Here is a 20,283-nt window from a genome sequence, read left to right on the forward strand (position 1 = left end):
TTCAACCGCTTCAAGCATGGGTGGGGACATGGCGTACGTCCTGCCAGCCCTGCCGCCATGAAGGCCACCCGCTTTGAAGACATCGAGGTGGTTTACAATCGGAAACGCCAGCCGTCGAGCCTGGGCTACCTGTCGCCGGTTCAGTTCATGGAACAGTGGCTCGGCAGGCAGAATCAGGAAAAACAGGTCGCAGGAACACCACCCTTGGGAAGACGAATAACCGAGGGAAGCTCAGTGTGCTTGGGTGGTAAGCCCTTAACTTTTCGGATTGATTTACTGTGACACGAGTCAAGATCTGCGGACTGACCCGCATCGAGGACCTGCACTTTGCTGTGCACGCGGGAGCTGATGCACTGGGTCTGGTGTTCTACCCGCCGAGTCCGCGTTGCGTCGATCTGACGACGGCGGCGAGGCTGGCTCGCGCCGTGCCGCCCTTTGTCAGCGTGGTCGGCCTGTTCGTCAATGCGGAGCCGGCCGTGCTGCGCTCAACCCTGGCGACCGTGCCGATCCACCTGCTGCAATTCCACGGTGATGAGGATGAGGCCTATTGCCGACAGTTCGATCGACCTTACATCAAGGCAGCGCGCGTCAGGCCGGGAATGGATTTGGTACAATACGCGGCTGCTTTTCCTTCGGCACAGGCCATCCTTCTCGACGCCTTTGTCGACGGTTACGGCGGCGGCGGCAGGGTTTTCGATTGGTCGCTGGTCCCGCCGTCGCTGGGCAAGCCGCTGATCCTCTCCGGTGGGCTGGATTCGGATAACGTCGGAGAAGCGGTGCGCCGTCTTCGACCGGCGGCGGTCGATGTTTCGACGGGTGTCGAGGCAAGCAAGGGAATCAAGGATGCCGAAAAGATGCGTGCCTTTGTCACCGCCGTGCGGGTGGCAGAATCGATGAGTGGCGATTGATGCGGCAGGGTCTGATGAGATTGTTCATGCGCAGAAAAACGGGGGGTCGGACGCGGACTTGCTGGCGATACTACCTGGCCAAACATACCTGAGGAGCGACGGTCGGATTGTTTTCGCAGAGGTAGTGCACACTGTCCCAACCTGTCGCAAGGAGAATTTTGATGGCCGAGCATGACTACGATTTGCCCGACGCCAGAGGCCATTTTGGCCCCTACGGTGGCATCTTCGTTGCCGAGACCCTGATCGCGGCGCTTGATGAACTCAAGGAGGCGTATGCCGCCGCGCAGCGGGATCCGCGGTTCGTCTCCGAATTCGATGATGAACTCAAACATTATGTGGGCCGGCCAAGTCCGGTCTATTTCGCCAGACGCTGGTCCGAAGTCCTCGGCGGTGCCCGGATTTACCTGAAGCGCGAGGATTTGAACCATACCGGCGCACACAAGATCAACAACTGCATCGGTCAGGCCCTGCTGGCGCGGCGCATGCGGAAGCCGCGCGTCATCGCTGAAACGGGTGCCGGCCAGCATGGCGTGGCGACGGCCACCGTGGCCGCGCGCTATGGCATGGAGTGCGTGGTTTACATGGGCTCGGAAGACATCCGGCGGCAGGCAGCCAATGTGTATCGCATGAAACTGCTGGGGGCCGTGGTGGTGCCGGTGGACAGCGGTTCCAGGACGCTCAAGGATGCCTTGAATGAAGCGATGCGCGACTGGGTGACCAACGTCTCCGACACTTTCTACATCATCGGCACGGTGGCTGGTCCGCATCCCTATCCGATGCTGGTACGCGACTTCCAGTCGGTCATCGGCCGCGAGTCGATCGCGCAGATGCAGGAGCAGTGCGGTCGCCAGCCCGATGCCGTGATTGCCTGTGTGGGCGGTGGCTCGAATGCGATGGGGATCTTTTACCCCTACATTCCGCTCGCCGGGGTGCGTCTGATCGGCGTTGAGGCGGCGGGCGAGGGGATTGCCACGGGACATCATGCCGCCTCATTGACGGCGGGTCGTCCCGGTGTATTGCACGGTAACCGAACCTATCTGCTGCAGGACGAGAACGGCCAGATCACCGAGACGCACTCGATTTCGGCGGGTCTCGATTATCCGGGGGTTGGCCCTGAGCACGCCTGGCTCAAGGATAGTGGTCGCGCCGAGTACGTCAGCATCAGTGATGCCGAGGCACTGCAGGCTTTTCATGACCTGTGTCGTCTTGAAGGCATCATTCCGGCGCTGGAGTCGAGCCATGCCCTGGCGTATGCGACCCGGCTGGCACCGACCCTGGCAAAGGACCAGATCCTGCTGGTCAACCTCTCCGGTCGTGGTGACAAGGACATGCACACCGTTGCCGATCGCTCAGGGATCAAATTCTGACCATGACAAAAATACAGGCTGTATTCGAGCGCCTGCAGGCGCAGGGGCGCAAGGCCCTGATCCCGTTCATCACTGCCGGCGACCCCGATCCGGCATTGACCGTGCCCTTGCTGCATGCCTTGGTCAGGGCCGGTGCCGACATCATTGAACTGGGCGTGCCTTTCTCGGACCCGATGGCCGATGGACCGACCATCCAGCGGGCTTCCGAGCGGGCTCTGGCGAAAGGCGTCAGCCTGCGCCAGGTGCTCGAACTGGTCGAGAGCTTTCGCGTCGACGACCCGCAGACTCCGATAGTGTTGATGGGTTACGCCAACCCTATCGAGTCGATGGGCGTCGGGACCTTCGCCAAAGCCGCCTCCGCTGCCGGGGTGGATGGCGTTCTGGTGGTCGATTATCCACCCGAGGAAGGGATCGAGTTTGCCCGCATCCTGCACCGCCATGACCTCGATCCGATCTTCCTGCTGGCGCCGACTTCGAGCGATGCACGGGTCTCGCAGGTGGGTGCCCTGGCCAGCGGCTACATCTATTATGTCTCGTTGAAAGGGGTTACCGGTTCCGCAGCCTTGGACGTCACGGCCGTCGCCGCGCGCCTTCCGGAAATCCGGGCACGCACCGGTGTTCCGGTGGGGGTCGGTTTCGGGATTCGTGACGCAGCGACGGCTGCCGCGGTGGCCGCGATCGCCGACGCCGTGGTGGTCGGCAGCCGGATCATTGAAGAAATCGAGCAATCGCCACCGGATCAGGCCTGCGCAAGGGTGCTCGCCCTGGTCACCGATATTCGGCGCGGGATGGATACGGTAATGAATGCTCCGGGGGGAACGACATGGGCTCACTGAACAAACTGCTGCCGCCAAAAATCAAACGCAATGACAACGGTGTCGCACGCCGATCATCATTGCCCGAGGGCCTGTGGAGCAAGTGTCCGGCCTGTGAGGCGGTGCTCTATGCGACCGATCTGGCGAGCAACTGCAATGTCTGCCCCAAGTGTGGTCATCACAAGCGTCTGGAGTCGCGGGCACGTATCGATCTCTTGCTTGACGTCGATGGACGTTCCGAGATCGGTTCGGAGGTACTGCCGGTCGATTCGCTGTCGTTCAAGGACAGTCGTCGCTATCCGGATCGTTTGCAGGATGCTGCCGAGGCCACCGGCGAGACCGACGCACTGATTGTCCTGAGCGGTTCGATCCATACCTTGCCGGTGATCCTCGCCGTTTTCGAGTTCGACTTCATGGGCGGTTCGATGGGGTCGGTGCTTGGCGAACGCTTCGTGCGTGGCGTCCAGGCCGCGATCGAACAGGAGCGGCCGTTCATTTGTGTCACCGCTTCGGGAGGTGCACGAATGCAGGAGGGGCTGTTTTCGCTGATGCAGATGGCCAAGACGACGGCCATATTGACCCGCCTTTCACAAGCCAGACTGCCTTTCATCTCGATTCTGACGGATCCGACGATGGGCGGGGTGTCAGCATCCTTCGCCTTCCTCGGCGATGTGGTGATTGCCGAACCCGGCGCCCTGATCGGCTTCGCCGGTCCGCGCGTCATCGAGCAGACCGTTCGTGAAACTCTGCCGGAAGGTTTCCAGCGATCTGAGTTCCTGCTTGAAAAAGGGGCGATCGACATGATCGTCGACCGCCGGGAGATGAAGGTGCGGGTTGCCGGCTTGCTGGCATTGTTGAAGAAGTGGCCGGCATTGCCGTGAGCGGCTTGGTGTGAGCAAAGGGGAAGGCAGGGCATCGGCGATCCCTGAGCACACGCTGGAACGCTGGCTGGCGCAGCTCGAAAGCCTCCACCCGCGCGGGCAGGCGGGAATCGAGTTGGGGCTGGAACGAGTCCAGCGCGTCAAGCGGGAATTGGGCCGGCATCCGCAATGTCCACTGGTCACCGTCGGCGGCACCAACGGCAAGGGTTCGACCTGCGCCTACCTTGAAGCGATCTACCATTTCGCCGGTTACCGCGTGGGTTGCTACACTTCGCCGCATCTGCTGAAGTACAACGAGCGGGTGCGTGTTGATCGGATCCCGGTAGACGACGTCGGGCTATGTGAGGCCTTTGCCCGCGTTGAGGCGGCGCGACAGGCCGCTGGCGATGTCGCACTGACGTATTTCGAGTTTGGTACTTTGGCCGCCATCGAGGTTTTCCGTGTCCGCGAGGTCGAAGTGATGATTCTCGAAGTTGGGCTGGGTGGCCGCCTCGATGCAGTCAATGCCTATGATCCCGATTGCGCCGTGGTGACCAGTGTCGCGCTCGATCATACCGACTGGCTCGGTTCGACACGCGAGGCCATTGGTTTCGAGAAGGCCGGCATCTTTCGTGCGAGCAGACCGGCAGTATGCGCGGATCCGGAACCGCCGCAATCGCTGCTGTCACATGCGCAGGCCATTGGCGCCGACCTGTACCTGCTGGGTCGTGATTTCGGTCATTTCGGTGAGCGGTTGCAATGGACCTTCTGGCGGAATGGTGGCCGGCGCCGGAGTGGCCTCGCGAATCCTGGTTTGCGCGGCGCCTGCCAGCTGCGCAATGCCTCGGCCGCTCTTTTCGTCGTCGACCTGCTTGGACAGCGCTTACCGGTTTCGATGCAGGCGATCCGGAGCGGGCTGATCGAACCGGATTTGCCGGGGCGTTTCCAGGTGTTGGCGGGTCGTCCGGCGATTGTCCTCGATGTGGCACACAATCCCCAGGCGGTGGGCGTCCTGGCAGACAACCTGGGCGACATGGCTTTCTCCAGCAGGACGATTGCCGTTGTCGGAATGCTTGCCGACAAGGACATCGCCGGTTCGCTGGCGCCCTTGGCCGGCAAGGTGGATACCTGGCTACTGGCCGACCTCGATGTGCCACGTGGCGCATCGGCGGTCGTCCTGGCTGCGGCCGTCAGCAGCGCCGGCCTCGGCGGTCGTGTCGAGTGTTTTGCCTCACCGCGGCAAGCCTTCGCGCGTTCTGCAGAGTTGGCCGAGGAAAATGGTAGAATCATCGTTTTTGGATCGTTCTACACGGTCGCGGCCGTCATGCACAGCATGCAACATGGTCGCTGATCAAAGCGACGCGAGTGGATTCCAGCGATGACCGAATCACCTGATCCGCAACTTCAGCTCAAGAAACGGGCTCGTCGCCGCCTCGTGGGCGCGGTCGCGTTCGCGGGACTGGCTGCCGTGATCCTGCCCATGGTCCTGGACGAGGAGCCGAAGCAGCTGGTGCAGGATGTACCGATACGCATTCCTGGTCAGGAGCCGTTGCTTTCCCAACCCAAGGATCTGGCAGCCAGGGCAGCCGCACCTGCCGTCAGTGGCGAGCCGCAGAAAGCCATGCCATCTGGCGGCGCGACTGAGCAGTCGCCAGTGGCCGTTCCGATCGCCAAGCCGGCCGCTAATCCCGCCACTGTCCCGGCCAGGTCGATCGAGAAAAGCGGCGACAAGGCTGCCAAAGTCGCCCAAGCGCCAGAGAAAGTACCCGAGAAAGCCGCTGAAAAGAAAGTCGTCAAGCCGGCGGAGAAAATGCCGGAGAAAACGGTCGACAAGAAACCCGTGAAACTGGCGGAGACATCGCCGGACAAGGCGGCCAAAACCGGTAAACCTGTTGAAAAGACGATCGAGAAGACGCCTGAGAAACCGGTCGAAAAGGTGCCCGAAAAGCCGATTGAAAAGAAAGTCGAAAAGAAGGTCGAAAAAACTGCCGACAAGCTGCCTGCGGAAAAGGCGATCGAGAAGCCGGTTGAAAAACCGCCTGAAAAAGCACCGGTCAAGAAGGTTGACAAGCCCGCCGAGAAGACGCCAGAGACCGCTTCCGAAGAGGCCGGCAAATCGCCTTCCGACGATCACTCGCATTCTGCTCCAGCCGGCAAGCCCCCTGAATCGGCAGCGGCAAAATCTGGCGGGCAACGGGTGATCCTGATCGGGGCCTTCACCAACCCAGATAACGCCAAACAGTTGCAGAGCAAGATCAGCGCAGCCGGAGTCAATAGCTATACCGAGATTCTTGATTCGCCCGATGGCAAGAAAACGCGTGTGCGCGCCGGTCCTTTCCCGAATCGGGAAGCCGCTGAAAAGGCGCTCGAACAACTGCAGAAAATTGGCGTCACTGGGGTCGTCGCCGGCAGGCAATGACAGTCTTTGATTACCTGGTCCTGTTGATCGTCGCAGCTTCCCTGTTGCTAGGCGTGTGGCGTGGCGTGGTCGGCGAGATCATCGCCCTGGTGGCTTGGGTGCTGGCTTTCTTTGCTGCGAAGTGGTGGGGAGCACTGCTTGCGAACGGGTTTGCGACGGCCATTGCTGACCCGACGTTACGCATCGTGGCCGGCTGGGTAACTGTGTTCATGGCCACGCTGGTGCTCATGGCACTGCTTCGCCTGGCCGTGCGTCGCCTGATCAAGGCGCTGGGAATGACGCTGAGTGATCGCCTTCTGGGAGTGATCTTCGGTGTTGCCCGTGGCCTGGTGATCGTATTGATCCTGGTTGCCGTTGGCGGCATGACGGCGTTGCCGAAAGAGAAGTGGTGGAGTGAGGCGTATTTCGCTGCCCCGCTTGAAACGGCCGTTCTGGCCAGCAAGTCCTGGTTGCCATCCGACGTGGCGAAACGAATCAGGTTTGGGTAGGGAACAAGACTATGTGCGGAATTCTCGGGGTTGTTGCAACCACGCCGGTCAACCAGCTGCTTTATGATGGGCTGATGGTCCTGCAGCATCGCGGTCAAGACGCTGCCGGCATCGTCACCGCCGAAGACGATGCGTTTCATATGCACAAAGGATCGGGGCTGGTCCGCGACGTATTTCGTACCCGAAACATGCGGGCTCTGCCGGGCAACATGGGGATTGCCCATTGCCGCTACCCGACCGCCGGTTCAGCTTTCGACGCGGCTCTCTCGCAACCATTCTATGTGAACTCGCCGTTCGGGATCGTTCTTGGACACAACGGCAACCTGACCAATGCGGAACAACTCAAGGAAGAGATGTTCTGTCAGGATCTGCGACACATCAATACCGGTTCGGATTCAGAGGTACTGCTGAACACACTGGCACACGAGCTGCAGGCAACCGCCAAGGGATGTTGGCTGGATCTCGACACCATCTTTGCTGCGGTGGCGGCGGTGCATCGCCGTTGCCGGGGGGCCTATGCGGTGGTGGCGATGATCGCCGGTCACGGCCTGCTTGCGTTCCGCGATCCATTCGGGATTCGGCCGCTGGTATTCGGTTTCAACGAGACCCCCGAGGGTACCGAGTACCTGTTTGCCTCCGAATCGGTCGCGCTCGATACCCTGGGTTTTCAGGTCCTTCGCGATGTCGACCCCGGCGAGGCGATCTTCATCGATCTCGATCACCATTTGCATCAGCGCCAGTGTGCGCAGCATGCGGCACTGTCCCCCTGCATTTTCGAATTCGTCTATCTGGCGCGGCCGGACTCGGTGATCGACGGAGTTTCAGTTTATGAAGCACGCTTGAACATGGGCGAACATCTCGCTGACAAACTGCTCAAGCACATTCCCTACGACCAGATCGACGTGGTCATCCCGATTCCCGATTCGAGTCGCCCGTCGGCGATGCAGCTGGCACAGCGCATCGGCGTTCCGTACCGCGAAGGATTTGTCAAGAACCGCTACATCGGCCGCACGTTCATCATGCCGGGCCAGGCAACGCGGGCGCGCTCGGTGCGCCAGAAACTGAACACCGTGGCGCAGGAATTCAAGGGCAAGCGGGTCCTGCTGGTCGATGATTCGATCGTGCGCGGCACGACCAGCCGCGAGATCGTCGAGATGGCTCGCGCTGCCGGTGCGTTGAAGGTTTTCTTCGCATCCGCTTCTCCACCGGTGCGTTACCCGAATGTTTATGGAATCGACATGCCGACGCGTAGCGAGCTGATTGCGACCGGCCGTACCGGCGAGCAGATTGCCCGTGAAATCGGTGCCGATGCCTTGGTCTATCAGGATCTGGACGCACTGAAGGCCTCGATCCGTGAATTGAAACCGTCGCTTTGCCATTTCGATACCTCGTGTTTCGATGGCTGCTATGTGACCGGCGACGTCAGCACGGAATATCTGACGGCTATCGAGATGGCCCGCGCGGGCCACCAAAAAACGACCAAGGAAGAGCGCTGGGCGTCGAAACAGTTGCATCTCAACCTGCTGTCGGCTGGCTGAGCGCGATGGAGAACACGATGGAGAGCAAGCGAGGATATTCCCTGGAGACGCTGGCTGTGCGCGCGGGTCAGGAACGTAGCCAATTCAACGAGCACAGTGAAGCGCTCTACCTGACCTCGAGTTTTGTCTTCAACACGGCTGCAGAGGCTGCAGCCCGTTTTTCAGGCGAGGAAGAAGGCAATGTGTACTCGCGCTTCACCAACCCGACGGTCGCGGTCTTTCAGGATCGTCTCGCCGCTCTGGAAGGCGCAGAGGCGTGCATAGCCACTGCCTCCGGGATGTCGGCGATCCTTTCGCTGGTGATGGCGCTGTGCAGCAGCGGCGATCACATCGTCGCCTCGACGGGTTTGTTCGGTGCCACCCAGCAGTTGCTCGGAACCATCATGCCGCGCTTCGGGATCCAGACCAGCTTTGTCGCCCAGACCGATGTCACCGCCTGGCATGCCGCGATGCGGCCGGAAACGAAGCTGTTCTTCCTTGAAACCCCGTCGAATCCGCTGACCGAGATCGCTGATATCGCTGCTCTGGTCGGCATTGCGCACGCGCAGGGCGTGCTGGTGGCGGTCGATAACTGTTTCTGTACGCCGATTCTCCAGCGTCCGCTCGATCTCGGCGCGGATCTGGTCGTTCATTCGGCGACCAAATTTCTCGATGGACAGGGTCGGGTTCTCGGTGGCGCGGTCGCCGGGCCAAAGCCACTGACCGATGAAGTGTTCAAGTTCCTGCGTACCGCTGGCCCGACACTTTCCGCATTCAACGCCTGGGTGTTGCTGAAAGGCATGGAGACGCTGCAGATCCGCCTCGAAGCACAAACGTCAAAGGCCTTGCAGCTCGCGCGGTGGCTGGAAGATCATCCGCGGGTAGCGCGCGTCTACTATCCCGGCCTGCCGTCTCACCCGCAGTTCGAACTCGCGCAAGGCCAGCAGAAAAGCGGGGGGGCCATCGTCTCCTTCGAAGTCAAGGGCGCCCGTGCAGAAGCCTGGAAAATCGTCGATAGCTGCCGGCTTTTGTCGATCACGGCCAACCTCGGCGACACCAAAACCACGCTGACGCACCCCGCCTCGACCACGCACGGCCGCATCACGCCGGAGCAGCGGGCAGCGGCTGGAATCACCGAGGGCTTGCTGCGCATCGCGGTGGGTCTCGAAGACGTGCTGGATCTGCAGAAGGACCTTGAAACGGGCCTGTCGTTGATCTAGCCGTCTCTGGCGAACTGACCAGGACAGGCCTTCTCTATACGGCCTTGCCGTGGCGGCTGGTCCGCCAGATGGGGCGATCCGTGCTCCCAGCGATCAGGACGGGTTTTTCGCGAGCCGAAAACCGAGGTCGGAGGCCCGGTAGGATGCGGCGTACTTCTGTCGTGCGGCGGAGCGGGCATAAGCCGGGCCGCTGCTCCAGCTACCTCCGCGAATCACCCGCTGCGCGCAATCGCCGGAGGTGCGTGCCTTGCCATCAAGCGGCGCGCCGCTGTGGTTCGGGTTCCAGCAGTCTTGCGTCCATTCCCAGACATTGCCGATCATGTCATACAGGCTGAAGCCGTTGCGGCCAAAATAGCCGCCACTGCTGCTGTAGGCCTGAGCATCGCTGCAATTATGGGTGACCGGCCAGGCCAGCAGCTTCTTCAGCGTTTCATCGGCGACGTTGGCATTGCGGCAGGTACGGCTCGGAGGCTGGTCGGGATCCGTTCCCTTGTTGGACTGGAACACGCGGGCAAAGAAGTTGCCGGTATCGCTCCACGGGCGTGGCGTGACGCTGCCGCCACGCGCGGCATATTCCCATTCAGCCTCGCTTGGCAGCCGGTATCCGGCAGCACCGCCGTTGAGCCAGGCGATATAGGCCTGCGTGTCATTCCAGCTGACGCAAACGACCGGATGACTGTCGGTCTGAGCAAAGCCCGGAGAACGCCAGTTGGCACTACGTTCGATGACGAAATCGCCACCATTGCGGGCAACGTGACAGCCAGGGCTGCGGCCCGGACGTTCCGCCTCGGTCAGGTAAGCCGTGGCCTCGACAAATTTTCGGAACTGTCCGACGGTGACTTCGTAGTAGGCGAGTTCGAAGTTCCCGATCCTGACGTTGTGCTGTGGGCGAGCGGCTTCGTCGGCTTCGGGGTTGTCGGTGACATCATCGGCTGCGGCGCCCATCGGGTAATCGCCTGCCGACAGACGCGCCAGGCTCAATTCGCCAATCGCGGCCTGACGGATTTCGTCCTGTTTCTTCTTCTCGGGCCGTTCAGTTGGGGTCTTGCGGTCGTCGGTCGGTCGTTGCTGGTCTCGCATTCCCAGTTTGCCTTGCGCAATGCGTGCCGCTTCCTCCTTGCGCATCTTCTTAAGCGCTGCCTGAGCGAGAGCGACATAGCTCCCTCGGGGGTACTCAGTGAGATAACTCTGATAAGATTCTTCACTGTTGATCTGTTGGGCTTTCTCCCAGGCCTGTTTTTCTGCCTGCACCTGCAATTCCTTTTCCTGTGCTGCCAGCCGTTTCAGTTCTGCGCGCGCCAGCGGTGCATACTTGCCGCGCGGAAATTCCTTGAGATAGGTTTCGTAGTAGTCGCGGTTTCCCGCCGCTTGAACCTGCTGCCATAAAGCCGTATCCCGGTCCTCCGGCGGCGCAAGCTCGCTTTTCACGCGCGGCGGCGGCTGCGGTTGCTGCGGTTGCGGCTGACCCTGCGCGGCCAGGCCGGCAAGTTTGACGCGGGCAGCTGCGGCATAAACGCCCTTTGGATACTCGTTGAGATAGGCCTGGTACGCCGCCGCGGTATTGGCCGCTTCCGCTGCCTGCCAGGCCGCTGTGTCGGCGTCGGCCGGCGCCGACTGGATATTGATCTGCGTGGGTCCGCTGATGATGAAGTAGAAGTCGCCAGTCAGGCTGCCTTCCATCCAGGGCTCCTGTTTGCCCTTGGTGGCGTTCTTGACGCGCACCGTCACACGCTTGAGCGCCTGCTCGATCGGCACCCCTTTCTCTTCGATTTGTGCCAGCAGCGCGGCGGTATAGGTGCCATTGACGCCGTCGCCATCCTCGGCAACGCTGCCGGGCCGTGTGGCGTAGTGGATGAGCGTGCCGCTCGGTGCCTGGATGCGCGCAAGACCGGCACCCGCGCCCGAGCGGAAGCTACGGGTGAAAGGGTTATTGCGGCAGGCATCGAGCAGCACGAGGTTGACCCCGGCTTTCGAATCCTCCATGGTGTTGAGGACCGTATTGACGTTCAGACTCTGGTGCGGAACATCCTCTTCGCTGGAAATTTCGGCGTCGACGGCCGGCAGGTAGTTCTCGCCGCGAATCTGCAGGCCGTGGCCAGCGTAGAAGAAAAGCGCGATAGAACCCGGCTTGAGCTTGCTGCGGAATTCACGCAGTGCGCCACCGATGTCGCGTGCCTTCATGTTCTCGCGAATGATCACGTCAAAGTCCATCTTCTTCAGCTTGTCGCGCATCGCCCGCGCGTCATTGACGGGGTTCTTGAGGGGCGAGTGGGCGTAACTTGAATTGCCGATCACCAGGGCGACGCGATGTTCATTTGACCTCGGCGAAGGCTCCTGGGCAAGGAGTGACAGCGGAAAACCGAGTGCCACACCGATCAGGACGCGAGCGAACAGGTTGAAACGCATGGGTAGTGCCTCGTGAGCAGTGGAACGAACCAGGTTCTCAAGATTACCAGAGTCTGATGGCGCAATGGCCGGATCCGCAGTGTTCACGTGCGATGAGCATGAATAAGACGCGTATTTTCACGGCAATTCTTCTGCACGACGGAAGATCGGAGATAAGATTCGAGGAAGGCAATCGGGCTGCGTGAGGACGAAATGGAGGGGCTGGATGGCTTATCAGGAAAGCTTTGATGTCCGCACCCGCGGGCGCGGCAGTATCGAGATTACCGCCGAGGTGGCCGGTATCGTTCGCGCTTCCGGCTTGTCGACCGGCATCGCGCATGTTTTTGTCCAGCATACGAGCTGTTCGTTGATGATTACCGAGAACGCCGACCCCTCGGTGCGCCGCGACCTGGAAACCTTGGCCGCCCGCTGGGCGCCCGACGGCGACCCAGCTTATCTGCACGATGACGAGGGCGACGACGACATGGCAGCGCATGCACGCAACATCCTCACCGGCAGCTCGGTGAGCGTCCCGATCGGCAAGGGCGAGCTACGCCTCGGGACCTGGCAGGGGATCTATCTCTGGGAACACCGGACCCTGGCGCATCGGCGCAGCATCGTGGTGACGGTCCTGGCCTGAAGGTGAAAGCGCTGGCCTGCCGCTACAGGATTGTTGCTACACTTCGGGGCTTGATCTGGCCATTACAACAGGAGCAGCAATGAAAATCGGATTCATTGGTCTGGGTATCATGGGGCGCCCGATGGCGCTGAACCTCTTGCACGGAGGGCACCAGCTTACCGTCTGGGCGCGGCGTGCGGAGTCGATGCAGCCTGTGCTGGACGCCGGTGCCGATGCGGCGGCCAGTCCTGCCGAGGTGGCCAAGGGGGTCGATGTGGTGATCTCGATGGTTGCCGATGCGCCCGATGTCGAACAGGTGATGCTCGGCGAACGGGGGGTGGCGAGTGCCGGCAGAAGTGATCTGATCGCTGTCGACATGAGCACCATTCGGCCGGCAGCCGCGCGCGACATCGGCGCGCGCCTGCTCGCGCAGGGCATCGATTTTCTTGACGCGCCGGTCTCCGGAGGCGAGGTCGGCGCCATTGCCGGCACACTGTCGATCATGGTTGGCGGCACGGTGAGCGCTTTCGATCGCGCGCGACCGGCGTTTGCCTGCATGGGCAGGAACATCGTGCATGTGGGCGATGCGGGGGCCGGACAGGTGGCCAAGGCGGCCAACCAGATCGTCACCGGCGTCGGTGTGCTGACCGTCGCCGAGGCGCTCAATTTCGCGGCCAGGAGCGGCGTCGACCCAGCCAGGGTGCGCGAAGCGCTGCTGGGCGGTTTCGCCTATTCAAAGATTCTCGAGAATCATGGCCAACGCATGCTGGACCGCAACTTCAAACCGGGTTTCAAGTCCTGGATGCATCAGAAGGACATGAACATCGTCATGCAGAGTGCGCACGAACTGGGCCTGTGCCTGCCGGTGTCGGCGGCGACGGCACAGATGTATAACGCGATGGTCGGTTCGGGACTGGGCGAGGAGGACTCGATTGCCATTCTCAAGCTGCTCGAGCGCCTGTCCGGCGGCGAGGGCGACACCTGATGCGGCTCGGGTTCATCGGTCTCGGGGTGATGGGCCGGCCGATGGCGCTGCATCTGCTGCAGGCCGGGCATCAGGTTGCGGTCTGGGCACGGCGTTCCGCGTCCTGCGAGCCCCTGCTGGCGGCTGGAGCACTGCACTGCGCATCGGCGGCGGCCGTCGCCGGATACGCCGAGGTGGTATTCACGATGGTCACCGCCGGTACCGATGTCGAGCACCTGACGCTCAGCGCGGATGGCCTGCTGGCGGGATTCGCTCCGGGTTCGATCCTGGTGGACATGAGCACCATCGCGCCGCAAACGGCACGCTCGCTGGCCGAGCGTCTGTCCCGCTCAGGCGTCGACATGCTCGACGCGCCGGTTTCCGGTGGTGAGCAGGGAGCGATCGCGGCGACGCTGGCGATCATGGTCGGCGGCAAGGCAGCGGTGCTCGAACGAGTGCGTCCCCTGTTCGCACTGCTCGGCAGATCGGTCGTGCATGTCGGCGAGCACGGCGCCGGACAAGTCGCCAAGGTGTGCAATCAGATGCTGATGGTCGCGGCGATTCAGGCCGTGGCCGAGGCGCTGCACCTGAGCCGCGCCGCCGGTGCCGATCCGGCCAGGGTGCGACAGGCGCTGGCTGGCGGTTCGGCTGGCAGCCGGGTGCTGGAAGTGATGGGCGGGAGAATGGTCGATCGGGATTTCGTTGCCGGGGTCGAGGCTCGCCTGCATCACAAGGATTACCGCATCGTCATCGGCGAAGCCTATCGTCTTGGAATTCCCCTGCCGGTTGCCGCGCAGGTCGATCAGCAACTCAATGCCCTGATGGCAATGGGCTGGGGGCGTGCGGATACGGCGTCGTTATTGCGGGTTCTGGAAGCCGGCGGCCAGTGCTCATGAGAAGCTGTCTGGCGATCGTGTCGATCGCCCTGTTGAGCGCTTGTGCCGGCCTCGGAGGCTTTTCACAAAAGCCCGAGGTCAGCGTTGCTGGCCTGAATCTGGTGCAACTGGGCCTGTTCGAACAACGTTTCTTGCTCAAACTGCGAATCCAGAATCCGAACGATGTGGAATTGCCGATCAATGGGCTGAACTTCGAGATCGAGCTCAATGGGCAAGCGTTCATCAAGGGCCTGTCGGACAAGGCGGTCAGCGTCCCGCGCTTTGGCGAAGCGGTACTCGAGGTGATGGCCACCAGTACGCTGGGCAGCGCCCTGAAACAGCTCCGCGACTTGCAGAAGGGCGGCCGGGAGCGGGTCGACTACCGGATCGTCGGGCGCATCAACGTGTCCGGTTTAGGCAATGTGCCCTTCGAACGGCGCGGCGATCTGCAGATGCCGGCGGTCGACCATTCACCCCGGAAGTCGCTACCTCCCGGTTCGGACCGGACCTGACGAATGTGAAAATCGCGTCAGCGACTCACGATCGGTCGGAGGCGCCCGGAAAAATCATGACCATTAGCGCAGGGAAATGATCACCTTGTCCCACCCGGAACCTTCGTCCTCGCCCTTTTCGTCGCGTTGACAGGCCAGTGCCGCCAGCCGCGCTTCCAGTGCCGTAATCGATTCTCCCGTCAACTGAAACTTGCGGCGGTCAATGCCACAGCGGCGTTCCGCCATCCCGGCTGGTGGGCCAGAATTCGTTTGCCGGCGATCTACGCTTGTCTGCGCACGCATGCTTAACTCCTTGGAAACATCCCTGGACAGGAGGCTTTCGCTGCTTTCGGCAACGCAGTCCATGGACCCTGCCGGTGGCCATTATCCGGAATACCTACTTTCGATGTCAATGCGTAAAGTGCCTCTGCGCGCCCCGATGATTGTCTGTAACTAATTAAGTTAATGATATTTTTGGTCATTGGCCGAAGCCTGGGCGCTGGCTGCCGGCGTCCTCTGAGGCGGCTGCGAGCCGTTCGGTAGCCGGCCGAATGCAGGTGCTCCCGGGCTCTGGCACCAGTTTCAATCCTGCCGGCAGGGACTCGCCGAAAGCGCGGCGTTGGTCGGCCTTGTCGAGTTCGACGACGCTTTGCACCTGCCTGATCCAGGTGGCGCTGGCATTGATCGCCGCCAGGCGCGCGAGAACCACGCTGCGGATGTCGTCCGGCAGGTCGCGCGCACGATCACCGGTCCGGCGGGCGATTTGCGTTGCCGCGAAAGCGGCGGGTTCGACCTTTTTCCAGTCCAGCGCCAGCAGGGATTGCAGCCAGCGGCTGGCAACCTCCGCCGGGATGACCTGGTGAGCGCTGCCATAGAGCGATTGGCGAGCGCCGATACGGCCGATTGCCCACCAGCCGAGTGTTTTCTCCGGGCTCTTGCGCAAGCGTTCGAGCAGCCATTCACCGACTTCGAGCTTGCATTCAACAGGTAGTCGTTCCAGCGAGGCGACAAGGCGCAGCATGTCGTCGTGACTGCCGGCGATGGTCGCGGCGAGGCGACTGCGGCTCTTCGTCGGCTCGGCACGTAGCCAGGGACCGAGTTCGGCTAGGAGCTGGTTCTGGACGGCAGCCGGCAGGCCGCCCGCCGCGCGTCGCCAGAGGATCCACCATTCCGACCAGTTCTGGCTCTCGTTCACATACTGGATTCCCTGCGGGAACAAGTCGCAGAGTTGCTCGACCCGCCACTCGTCGAGCGCGTAGCCGAGGCCGGGGCGTAGGCAGAAACCGGCCAGATTGAGCCACAGGCGTTCGTGTTCCGGCGACCGCCGGCGGCGCCGCGCGCGCTGCAACAGGACATCGAAGAGGGCGCGCAGCAGCGGCATCTCCCAGTCCTCGCGCTTGCCGAGCAGATGCTCGATCTGGCCGCGCAGGCGACGCACCTCCTTGTTGTCGAGCGCTTGCGAACTGGCCCCGAAAATGCGCTCGATACATTGCACTGCGTCAGCGAAACGTGCCGGCAGGACTGTCGACGACACCGCGGTATGGCCATCGTCGCCACGCAACTGAAATTCGAGCAACCAGCGGCGGGCGGCATCGTCAACACCGACGCAGTGGATTTCAAGGGTGCCGACCTCGGTCATGGCGGTGCTCAGTTGTACCCGCACTTCGCGCTGATTGCTGCCAGCGAGCGCCTGTACGACCGTGGCGATGGGCGGCAGGCGAACGAAATCATCGTCGTCGAGCAAGGTGATTTCGCCCGGCCGATAAGCATTGTCGGCAACCGACGACGCGAGGTGAAATCGTACCGGCTGGCCGAGGCGTAAACTGAAGATGCGTTCGGGCAGCCGGATTTCGTGGCCTTCTTCCGTACCGCGCGGCAGCAGGCAGATGCCGCGCCGCTGCTGTCCCTGCTCATCGAGAAGCAGAAAGTAACTGCGTGCCGATCCGCCACCGATTCGCCGACCCTGTTCCTGACGGATCAGCGCGTAGGCTACCGCACCACGGGCCACGGCGACATCAGGGTTATCATTGTGCAGCAGGCGCAACGCCGCGCCGCGCCATTCGCCAAGGGTGTCCTGCAGACGTTCGGCAAGGGCATCGGCACGGAATACGCCGCCGTTGAACAGCAGCGTATCCGGTACCGGCAGGCCGGGTTCGCCGTTTGGGTCGGCGGTGTCGCCGAGTGCCTGGCGCGCAGCCTGCGCGTGTCGTCTGAGGAAGGCGGCGACATGGCGTGTAATCGCCGGGTCGGCGGGGTAGGGCAGCCCAAATTCGACGATCGCAGCATGTCGCTGCTGAACGGGCGCATCGGGCGGCACGCGCGGGAAGAAGCCGTCGACAATCACTTGCAGGACTTCATCGCGCTTCAGTTCGACCGTTCGTGCGCCGCCGATCAGACGCGAACCGCCGCCGAGCAAGGTCAGTTGTACCGCCTCGGAGGCGCCGGCGGCCAGGAGCTGTTCCTTGGCCACCCGGCAGCGCGCCGTCAGTTGCGAAAAGCGCGGCGCTGACAGGCGGCCTTCGCTGGCTGGCAAGCGCGACTCGACGAGGTGGGCGAGCGCGAGATCCATATTGTCACCGCCGAGCATCAGGTGGTCGCCGACACCAATGCGGGTGAGTACCGGCTGGCCGTCCTGGATGGCCACCTGGATCAGTGTCAGATCGGTGGTGCCGCCGCCGACGTCGCAGACCATCAGCAGCCGCGTTGCCGCAAGTTCTTCGGCAAGACTCTGCTGGTGACGGAACAGCCAGTCGTAGAAAGCCGCTTGTGGTTCCTCGAGCAGGCGAAGATTGGCCAGGCCGGCTTGCCGCGCGGCTTCGATGGTCAGTGCGCGCGCACCTTCGTCAAAGGAGGCTGGGACGGTCAGAATCACCTGCTGCTGTTCGAGTGGCGCTTTGGGAAAACGGTGCTGCCAGGCGGCCCGAACATGCGCAAGATAGCTCGCGCTGGCCAGCACCGGCGAGACCTTGGCGACCTCCTCTGCGGCACCCCAAGGCAGAATCGGCGCCAGGCGATCGACCGCGGCGTGTGACAGCCAGCTCTTGGCGCTGGCGACCAGCCGACCGGGAACCTGCGCCCCGAGATCGAGTGCCAGCCGGCCGGTGACCACCGGCGCGCCGCCTTCCCCGTTTACCCACGGCAGTTGCAGATCACCCGGGCTGATTTCCCCGGCTGCCGGATGAAAACGCACCGACGGCAGCAACGGCCGCGCGGCCACCTGGCCGGGACCGACCAGTTGCTCGATCTCGAACAGCTCGACTTGCCGCTTGCCGGGCGCGCTGTAAGCGACGACCGTGTTGCTGGTTCCCAGATCGATTCCGACGATGTATGGTTTTCTCATGGTCTTTATGGCTTCTTTCAGGGCAGCACCCTGCCATCGCGACTGATCACCCGCTGGTGGCTGTAATCGGCGGCCGCCGGTCGGTTGACGGTACCGCGCGCCAGCAGGTAATCGACGAAGGTTTGCGTGTAGTTGAGATAGGTGTTCACGCTGTGGCCGGCCTGATGGATCCTGCCGAGCGTCGTATAACCGTCGCTGCCGGTAGCGAGGTAATCGCTGGTCACCAGGGTATAGCTGCCGTGTGGATCGATTGCCTGCCAGGTTTCGCTGCCCTTGCGCTGCACCTCGATGGCACTGAAGCGGCGGCCACGCGGCTGCGAAAGATCGAGCTGCCAGCGCAGGCCGGCGGCGTAGGGGTGGGAGCCGTCCGATCCGCCCCGGTCGAGGTAGTTGCCGACGGCATCTTCGAGCACCTCCACGATCTGGCTGCCACTGAGCTGCAGTTCGAAAAGCACGTTGCTGTAAGGCAGCACCGTGTAGGCGGTGTTGAAACTGACTTCGCCCTGCGGCAGCGCGCCGCGGATGCCGCCACCGTTCTGCAGGGCGATGTCGGCGAGCCTGCTCGCCTGCCGGTAAGCGATGGCGACGGCCTGTGCGATGTCGCTGCCGCGCGCCAGGGTGTTGGCCTGTTCGCAGCCGGCGACGCCACTGCTGCGGTTGGTCGATTCGCCGGGTACGCGCACCAGGCACAGCGATTCGCTGGCGATACCGATCTGCTGTTTTTTCAGGTCTTCGAGGCGGTCGGCAAAGCGGGCGAGGGTGGCTTGTGCGGGTGGGTCGGCGGTGACCACGCGCGCGCCGCCGGGTCCCTGCAACGCGTTGACGATGCGTGCGCGCGTGGCCGCGTCGACGGCAACGAAAGTGCCACTGGCATCCTTCTGCCGGAAATCGTCGCCGATCGGCAGAGTCACCTCGCCGCGACAGCTCTCGACGCGTCCTTGCGCATCGAAGCGAACCTGCAGCAGGCCGAAAGCCTTGGCGTATTCCCAGGCCTGGCCGATACAGACGGGGTCGCCGTCGCGGTTGCGGACGACCGTCGGGTAGGGGCCGGACGAAGCGTCGATTCCGATCGCCGAAAAATCGCCGAGCAAGGTATGCGAGTCGCCACCGATGATCACGTCCACTTCGCTGAGCTGCGCGGCCATCGCCAGGTCGGCTGCGTAGCCCTGGTGGGTAAGCAGAATGATGTGGCGGATGCCCTGCGCACGCAGTCGGTCGATGTATTTTTGCGCACTGGCGACCTCGTCTGCGAAGCGCGTGCTCGCTAGCGGTCGCGAGGAATTCATCGTCTTGCCGCGCACCTCGATGCCGATGATGCCGACAGTGACGTTGCCGAATGACTTGAGCAGATAGGGGTGCAGATAATCATGGGCGGCGACCGGCGCGAGCGGGGTGCCGATCGCCGCTTCGACATTGGCGGCGAGAACGGTGGTCCGGCAGGGGCCGCTGCGCAAGTCATCGAGAAAGCGCTGCAGGCCGGCGTCGCCTTCGTCGAACTCGTGGTTGCCGAGTTCGAAAGCATCGAAGCAGACGCTGTTCATCAGCGCCGCATCGGCCTCCCCCTGGTAAAGGGTATGGTAGAGGGTGCCGGTGATCGCATCGCCGGCATGCAGCTTCAACAGGTTCGGCAGACCCTGGCTGGTTTTGAACAGTGTCGTCAGACGCGGGAAACCGCCGGCCTCGACGCGCGTCGACACGCCGTCGAGGCTGATCTCGAAGTCTGGAATGGCATCGAGGTGCGAATGGTGGTCGTTGATGTGCGCGATATGGATTTCGAGGGCGCTGGTCGGGAGTGGGGCGGAAAGCGGTGCAGTCTGGCAGGCACTTAAGGAAAGTGCCAGGGCGAGCAGGCTGGCCGAGCAGGAGATCAGCATTGGGCGCATGCGGGCGGCTCCGGGGGCAGGTTGAGCGAGTGGGCGAGTGTCGCATACACCGGCGCACCGCAGCAATGCGCTAGCCATCGCCAGATGAGCTGGCAGCAGGGGTCCTGCGCGGCATTTGAGAATGCTATTGAA

Annotated in this window: 17 protein-coding genes and 1 pseudogene; 14 read left to right on the forward strand and 4 right to left on the reverse strand. The window is 62.5% G+C overall.

Annotated features, from left to right (window positions below):
• The 10 genes and pseudogenes from AW06_RS20870 to AW06_RS14835 form a co-directional block, all read left to right on the forward strand.
• A pseudogene (locus AW06_RS20870) lies at positions 1-162 on the forward strand (IS3 family transposase); the annotation flags it as partial.
• Positions 163-278: 116 nt separating this feature from the next.
• Positions 279-908 carry a phosphoribosylanthranilate isomerase gene (locus AW06_RS14795; protein ID WP_034951565.1) on the forward strand — a complete coding sequence of 210 codons (630 nt, stop codon included), beginning with the start codon at positions 279-281 and terminating at the stop codon, positions 906-908.
• A gap of 161 nt (positions 909-1,069) precedes the next feature.
• On the forward strand, positions 1,070-2,275 hold the full coding sequence (trpB, locus tag AW06_RS14800) for a tryptophan synthase subunit beta (RefSeq protein WP_171047306.1): 1,206 nt from the start codon (positions 1,070-1,072) through the stop codon (positions 2,273-2,275).
• Positions 2,276-2,277: 2 nt separating this feature from the next.
• The gene (gene trpA / locus AW06_RS14805; RefSeq protein ID WP_034951568.1) at positions 2,278-3,111 is read left to right on the forward strand and encodes a tryptophan synthase subunit alpha; all 834 of its coding nucleotides are present in this window, start codon (positions 2,278-2,280) and stop codon (positions 3,109-3,111) included.
• A complete protein-coding gene (gene accD / locus AW06_RS14810) occupies positions 3,099-3,971 on the forward strand; it encodes an acetyl-CoA carboxylase, carboxyltransferase subunit beta (RefSeq protein ID WP_034951569.1) in 873 nt (290 codons plus the stop codon). Before trpA ends, accD begins: the two co-directional genes overlap by 13 nt.
• Positions 3,972-3,981: 10 nt before the next feature.
• Entirely contained in the window at positions 3,982-5,301 is a 1,320-nt protein-coding gene (gene folC / locus AW06_RS14815; protein WP_138678011.1) for a bifunctional tetrahydrofolate synthase/dihydrofolate synthase, read from the forward strand.
• A 27-nt stretch (positions 5,302-5,328) separates the two neighbouring features.
• On the forward strand, positions 5,329-6,369 hold the full coding sequence (locus tag AW06_RS14820) for an SPOR domain-containing protein (RefSeq protein ID WP_034951571.1): 1,041 nt from the start codon (positions 5,329-5,331) through the stop codon (positions 6,367-6,369).
• Complete coding sequence (locus AW06_RS14825; RefSeq protein ID WP_034951572.1) at positions 6,366-6,857, forward strand: CvpA family protein; 492 nt, start codon at positions 6,366-6,368, stop codon at positions 6,855-6,857. The genes AW06_RS14820 and AW06_RS14825 overlap by 4 nt, the downstream gene beginning before the upstream one ends.
• An 11-nt stretch (positions 6,858-6,868) precedes the next feature.
• Entirely contained in the window at positions 6,869-8,395 is a 1,527-nt protein-coding gene (gene purF, locus AW06_RS14830; RefSeq protein WP_034951574.1) for an amidophosphoribosyltransferase, read from the forward strand.
• Positions 8,396-8,412: 17 nt separating this feature from the next.
• Entirely contained in the window at positions 8,413-9,594 is a 1,182-nt protein-coding gene (locus tag AW06_RS14835; RefSeq protein WP_034951575.1) for an O-succinylhomoserine sulfhydrylase, read from the forward strand.
• Between the two features lie 93 nt (positions 9,595-9,687).
• Here the strand turns inward: AW06_RS14835 and AW06_RS20875 are convergent, their stop codons facing one another.
• Positions 9,688-12,000 carry an SUMF1/EgtB/PvdO family nonheme iron enzyme gene (locus AW06_RS20875; RefSeq protein WP_138678010.1) on the reverse strand — a complete coding sequence of 771 codons (2,313 nt, stop codon included), beginning with the start codon at positions 11,998-12,000 and terminating at the stop codon, positions 9,688-9,690.
• A gap of 205 nt (positions 12,001-12,205) precedes the next feature.
• On the opposite strand from AW06_RS20875, the gene AW06_RS14845 reads away from it, so the two are divergent.
• The 4 genes from AW06_RS14845 to AW06_RS14860 all read left to right on the forward strand — a co-directional run bounded on the left by AW06_RS14845 (position 12,206) and on the right by AW06_RS14860 (position 14,949).
• Positions 12,206-12,619, forward strand: a complete 414-nt coding sequence (locus AW06_RS14845; protein WP_034951577.1) for a secondary thiamine-phosphate synthase enzyme YjbQ — start codon at positions 12,206-12,208, stop codon at positions 12,617-12,619.
• Positions 12,620-12,698: 79 nt separating this feature from the next.
• Positions 12,699-13,583, forward strand: coding sequence for an NAD(P)-dependent oxidoreductase (locus tag AW06_RS14850; protein WP_034951578.1), 885 nt, complete (start codon positions 12,699-12,701; stop codon positions 13,581-13,583).
• Positions 13,583-14,458: an NAD(P)-dependent oxidoreductase gene (locus AW06_RS14855; RefSeq protein ID WP_034951579.1), complete on the forward strand. Its 876-nt coding sequence runs from the start codon at positions 13,583-13,585 to the stop codon at positions 14,456-14,458. Before AW06_RS14850 ends, AW06_RS14855 begins: the two co-directional genes overlap by 1 nt.
• Positions 14,455-14,949 carry an LEA type 2 family protein gene (locus AW06_RS14860; protein WP_034951580.1) on the forward strand — a complete coding sequence of 165 codons (495 nt, stop codon included), beginning with the start codon at positions 14,455-14,457 and terminating at the stop codon, positions 14,947-14,949. Before AW06_RS14855 ends, AW06_RS14860 begins: the two co-directional genes overlap by 4 nt.
• A gap of 63 nt (positions 14,950-15,012) precedes the next feature.
• On the opposite strand, the gene AW06_RS14865 is transcribed toward AW06_RS14860, so the two are convergent.
• The 3 genes from AW06_RS14865 to AW06_RS14875 form a co-directional block, all read right to left on the reverse strand.
• Positions 15,013-15,231 (reverse strand): hypothetical protein, encoded by a 219-nt coding sequence (locus AW06_RS14865; protein ID WP_034951581.1) that lies wholly within the window; start codon positions 15,229-15,231, stop codon positions 15,013-15,015.
• 175 nt (positions 15,232-15,406) lie between these two features.
• Positions 15,407-18,268, reverse strand: coding sequence for an Hsp70 family protein (locus AW06_RS14870; protein WP_034951583.1), 2,862 nt, complete (start codon positions 18,266-18,268; stop codon positions 15,407-15,409).
• 17 nt (positions 18,269-18,285) lie between these two features.
• A complete protein-coding gene (locus AW06_RS14875; protein WP_034951584.1) occupies positions 18,286-20,151 on the reverse strand; it encodes a 5'-nucleotidase C-terminal domain-containing protein in 1,866 nt (621 codons plus the stop codon).
• Positions 20,152-20,283: the final 132 nt, after the last annotated feature.

The sequence above is a fragment of the Candidatus Accumulibacter cognatus genome (assembly GCF_000584975.1).
Classification (GTDB): domain Bacteria; phylum Pseudomonadota; class Gammaproteobacteria; order Burkholderiales; family Rhodocyclaceae; genus Accumulibacter; species Accumulibacter cognatus.